This is a genomic window from Streptomyces sp. 8K308, from assembly GCF_004348315.1.
Lineage (GTDB): Bacteria > Actinomycetota > Actinomycetes > Streptomycetales > Streptomycetaceae > Streptomyces.
On sequence record NZ_SMKC01000439.1, the window covers coordinates 1 to 5,047 of the forward strand.

At 77.9% G+C, this 5,047-nt stretch carries 4 protein-coding genes; all 4 read left to right on the forward strand.

Going from position 1 to position 5,047, the window contains the following annotated elements:
• The coding region (locus E1265_RS33485) for a S8 family serine peptidase (protein WP_207931312.1) at nt 1-1,620 on the forward strand (1,620 nt) is incomplete at its 5' end.
• The gene (gene eccB, locus E1265_RS33490) at nt 1,621-3,027 is read left to right on the forward strand and encodes a type VII secretion protein EccB (protein WP_132934717.1); all 1,407 of its coding nucleotides are present in this window, start codon (nt 1,621-1,623) and stop codon (nt 3,025-3,027) included. It begins immediately after the preceding gene.
• Nucleotides 3,024-4,232 carry a type VII secretion protein EccE gene (locus E1265_RS33495; RefSeq protein WP_243741296.1) on the forward strand — a complete coding sequence of 403 codons (1,209 nt, stop codon included), beginning with the start codon at nt 3,024-3,026 and terminating at the stop codon, nt 4,230-4,232. The genes eccB and E1265_RS33495 overlap by 4 nt, the downstream gene beginning before the upstream one ends.
• Complete coding sequence (locus tag E1265_RS33500; protein WP_243741297.1) at nt 4,229-4,927, forward strand: hypothetical protein; 699 nt, start codon at nt 4,229-4,231, stop codon at nt 4,925-4,927. Before E1265_RS33495 ends, E1265_RS33500 begins: the two co-directional genes overlap by 4 nt.
• The last annotated feature ends 120 nt before the right edge of the window (nt 4,928-5,047 follow it).

Genomic DNA, 5,047 nt, shown 5'->3' on the forward strand with positions numbered 1-5,047 from the left:
CCGTCCCACCCACCCTCTCCCGGGCACGCGCCCGGCGCGTGGGCGCGGGCCGCGTTGGCGCGCGTGCGGCGCGCGGCCGGCGCCGTGGCGCCGTGGCGCCGCGCCCGGCTCCGCCGGTTTCGGCCGCGTCGGCAGGTGCCGCCGCTCGGCAGGCCGGCTTGGCGCCTGGCCGGTGCCGGACCCGCTCCGCGGGCCCGGCACGGCGGCGCGCCGTTTCGCCAGTGGCCGGCCGCCGCCTCGGCGGCCGATGCGCCGGGGCGCTTGGCCTGGCCGGGCCCACGCCAGCGGCACCGCGCCGGCGGCCTCGTCGCCTGCCTCGCCGCGTCGCTGCTCGCGCAGCTTGTCGTGGCTCAGCCCGCCGCGGCCGTGGAGGCGTGCCGGACGCGGTCGCCGGGGACGGAGTTGCCGGACACGGCGGGGCCCTATCCGCTCATCGACCAGCTCGGGCTCCGGCAGGCGTGGGACCTGGCCACCGGCTCCGGCGTCGTCGTCGCCGTCGTGGACTCCGGCGTGGACGCCCGGCACCCCGACCTGGACGGCGCCGTGCGGCGCGGCGCCACGTTCGAAGGGCGGACCGACGAGCGGGAGTTCGACCGCACCACCCCGGCGAACCAGGAGGACTGCGAGGGCCACGGCACCGGCGTCGCCGGGCTGATCGCCGCCCGCCGCGCCGAGGGCGACCGGATGGCCGGCGTCGCGCCGGACGCCACCATCTACCCCGTGCGTGTGGCCGGCGGCATCGAGAACGCCACCGCGGGCACCATCGCCGCCGCCATCAGGGACGCGGTCGACTCCGGCGCCCGGGTGCTCAACCTCTCGTTCGCCGTGCCCACCGACTACGAGCCGATCCGCGAGGCCGTCGCCCACGCGGTCGCCGAGGACGTTGTCGTGGTCGCGGCCGCCGGCAACGAGGGCAACCAGGGCGTCAGCGGCGGCCACATGTACCCGGCCGCCTACGACGGCGTGCTCGCCGTCGGCGCGGTGGGCAACGACGGCCAGCCGATGGACGTCTCCAACGCCGGCCCCTGGGTCGACCTGGCCGGCTACGGCGAGGAGATGGCCGTCGTCGCCCCCGAGGGCTCCGGCTACCGCGTCGAGTCGGGCACCAGCTTCGCCGCCGCCGAGGCGTCGGGCGCCGCCGCGCTCGTCCTCTCCCGCTTCCCCGACCTGTCGGCCGCCGAGGTCGTCCGGCGGCTCACCGAGTCCGCCACCCAGGTCGGCGGCGGCGTCAACGACCGTACAGGCGCCGGCATCGTGGACCCGTTCGGCGCCCTCACCCACCTCGGCGACGACACCGACAGCACGGGCGAGGCGGCGCCGCCCGGGCACATCCCGGTGCAGCCCATCCCCACCAGCGAGCCGCTGCTCTCCGGCACCGTGGCCACCGCACTCGGCTGGAGCGGCGGGCTGCTGCTCGCCGTGATCCTCGGGCTCGCCGCGGCGCCCGCCGTCCGCCGGGCCGCGGCGCGCGGCTGGCGCGCCGGGCCCGACCCGCGGCCGGCACCCGGCACGGCACGACCCGCGAACCCGCCGCCTGGCCGAATCGGTTGGCTCGACGGCAGCGAGTCGCGGTCCACCACGACCTCCGCTCACCCATCACCCCGGAACCGGACACGTTAGATGGCCACCACACGCGAGCAGGCGGAGGCGTACGCCTACGAGAACCGCCGCAGGACCACCAGCCTCATCCGGGGCGCCGACGAGGCGCGGCTCGACCCGCGCCGCCGCCTCAACCGCTCCATCGGCGGCGGCGTCGCCATCGGCATCCTGATCATGGCCGGCTTCGGTATCGCCGGCTGGCTCGGCGGCGGCCGCGGCCCCGCGCTCCCCGGCACCGGCGCCGTCATCGTGGGCGACAGCGGCGACCGCTACGTCGTCACCGACGGCGTCGTGCACCCGGCGCTCAACCTCGCCTCGGCGATGCTCGTCGGCGGCGGCGAGGTCACCAAGGTCAGGCAGTCCGTCCTGGACGCGGCGCCGCGCGGCCTGCCCGTCGGCATCCCCGGCGCCCCCGACGCGCTGCCCGACGCCGACGACCTCGTCGACGGCGACTGGACGCTGTGCGTCGTGCCGTCCGAGAACGGCGGCGCCCCGACCGCCACCGCGCTCTACATCTCGGTGCCCGAGGTCGCCCCGCCCAGCGGCTACGACACCGAGGCCGGTGCCACCGTGCTCGCCCAGGACGAGGACGGCGCGCTGTGGCTGCTCACCGAGGGCCGCCGCTACTCCCTCGAACCGGCCATCCGCGACCTGCTCGGCCTGCAGAGCGTGGAGCCGGTGCAACTGCCGCACCAGATCATCGCCACCATGCCGGAGGGCCCGGCGCTCACCATCCCGGACCTCGGCGCCGACGTCGGCGCCCAGCCGGACGTCCAACTGCCCTTCGACGCCCGGGTCGGCGACATCGCCCACACCGACAGTGGCGTCAACGACCAGTACCACCTGGTCAGGTCGGACGGCCTGGTCTCCATCTCGCCGCTGGTCTACGCGCTGTTGAGCGCCGCCGCCGAGACCGACCACCAGATCAGCGCCACCGACGCGGCGCGCGCGCCACGCTCCGGCGGCAACGCGCCGGGCGACCCGGCCTGGCCCGACCAGCTGCTCGCCGCCAACGAGCCGGGCCGCAACCAGCCCGTCTGCATCAGCACCCCGCCCGGCGGCCAGCCGGGCGACGCGCCCTGGCAGGCCACCGTCCACCTGCCCACGACCATGCCGGACCCGGCCGACGTCCGCCCGGTCACCGGCTACCAGGGCAGCAGGCTCGGCCTGCTCGACGAGATCTACCTGCCGGCCGGCTCGGGCGCCGTGGTCAGGGCCACCACCTCGGCCGGCACCGGCGGCACCTACACGCTCGTCACCGACAGCGGCGCGGCCTACCCCTTCTCCTCCCCAGACGCGGTGGAACGGCTCGGCTACGCGCCGGCCGAGGCGCCGTCCCTGCCCAGGGCGTTCACCGACCTGCTGCCGGAAGGACCGGTCCTCGACCCGCAGGCGGCCGGCCGCGAACAGAACGGAGAGCGGCAGTGAGCCCCAGAAGGCGCCGCGCTGACCGCGGCTCAGAACCGGTCGCCCGCCCGCGGCGGGCCCCCTTCCGCTTCGGCCGCGGCCGGCTGGTCGCGGTCGAGACCGGCCTCGGCTGCCTGGCGACCGGCGTCGCCTTCCAGAGCCCCTGGGGCTACGGCCTCGCGGGCGTCGGCGCGGTCGTCGTCACCGGCTCGCTGCTGCGCCGGCGCGGCGACTGGGTCGACCAGTGGCTGCTCGACCGGTGGCGCCGCGACGCGCTCGCCCCCTCCGACGCGCAGGTGGCCCCGGCCGGGGACGACGGCGACCTCGGCCTCGCCGGGGCCCTGCTGCCGACCCTCGACATCGCCGGGTTCTCCGACCGCAACGGCGGCAGCGGAGGCGCCGAGCTCGGGGTGCTCGCGGACGGCCGCGGCCACGCCGCGATCGTCGAGTTCCCCGGCGGCACGCTCCCCTCGCTGCCGGCCGCGGCCGTCGCCCGCTGGCTGGACGAGGACCCGGCGCGACCGGCGGCCGCCCAGCTCGTGGTCGAACAGTGCGGGCTGCCGCCCTGGGACTTCCACTACCGCTACCAGCCCACCATCGCCTACCGCCAACTCCCGTTCGGCGGGCGCCCGGTCGCCGTGCGCTCCTGGCTGGTGCTGCGCTACGAGCCGTTCGACGCGCCGGAGGCCGCCGAGCGGCGGGGCGGCGGCGCGGGCGGGGCGCGCGCGGCGGTGGCCGCCGCCACGGCCCGGATCAGGGCCAGGCTGGCGGCGCTCGGCGTGCCGAGCACCCCGCTCGGCCCCGGCCGGGTCCGTGACCTGCTGCGACAGATCGGCGACTCCTCGGCCGAGGGGCGGGCCATCACCGGCAGCTGGGCCGGCAACGCCGCCACCCACTGCACGGTCACGGCCGAGGTCGCGAACCAGGCCGACTGGTCGCGGCTGCTCGGCTCGCTCGCCACCTGCACCGCCGACCGGGTGATCACCGCGGCCACCCTCACCAGGGACGGCGCGGGCCTGAGGGTGCGGACGGCGGTCCGCGTGGTCAGCACCATGGCGCAGCACGCGGCCGCCGAACGCGACCGGCTGATCGAGGCCGGCGTCGTCGGCCCGCCCGCCGCCGACCAGGCCGCCGGGCTGCTCGCCACCCTGCCGGTGGCCTACCCGGCGCGCTCCCTGGTGGAGGCGACCGGCTTCGTGACGACGGGAGGAGCCCGGACCCGATGACCCTTCCCGACCTGGCGGAACTGCCCGCCACCCACTGGCCGGACGAGCAGCAGTCCGACGCCGACTGCCGTCTGCTCCCCGCCTACGTCGGCATCCACCTCGGCACCGACCGGTCGGGACAGCCCGTGGCGCTGCCCGCGCCGGGGCCGGCCGGCACCCGGATCGGGGTCCTCGGCGAGTCCCTCTTCGGCCGCCTCTTCGCGCTCCGCCTGCTGGCGGTTGGCGCGCAGGTCACCGCCGCGACCCGGGTCCCCGACCACTGGGCGGGCGTGGCGCAGGCGGCCGGCGACCGGCTCTCGATCCACGACACGATCCCGGTCTGGCCGCCGCGCCCGCCGGCGCCGCCGACCGTGGCCGACGGGCCGCAGGCCCTCGTCTGTGACCTGCGCCGGGCGCCACACGTCGCCCTGGCGGCGGGACCCTGGCGCACGGTGCTGCACGTGACGCGCCACGCGCCGCGCCGCTCGGCGTTCTGGGCGGCGGCCGACGCGGTCCTGGCGCTCGACGCGAACTTCGCGGAGCCGATCGAACAGGTACTCGGCGCGGAGGCCGCGCGGGTAACGGCGGGTCTCGCGCCCGGCGAGATCGCGCTCTTCCGCGCCGGCGGGGCGGAGATCCTCCGCCCGGACATCTCCCCCGGCGAAACGGCCCTCCTCACCCCCGGCCAACGCGGCCCCGCTGCGCGCTTGGCGTAGGCCACGACGCGGTCGCGCTCGGCCCGCAGGCCCCGGTCACCGGCGCGCTCCGCGCGCCCGGTGGCCGGGGTCTGGCGGCCGTGCCGGTCTGGCGGCCGTGCCGGTCTGGCGGCCGTGCCG

What these genes read in the sequence shown, in the direction of transcription:
- E1265_RS33500 (WP_243741297.1), top strand. Translation starts at nt 4,229, where the DNA reads ATGACCCTTCCCGACCTGGCGGAACTGCCCGCCACCCACTGGCCGGAC.
- eccB (WP_132934717.1), top strand. Translation starts at nt 1,621, where the DNA reads ATGGCCACCACACGCGAGCAGGCGGAGGCGTACGCCTACGAGAACCGC.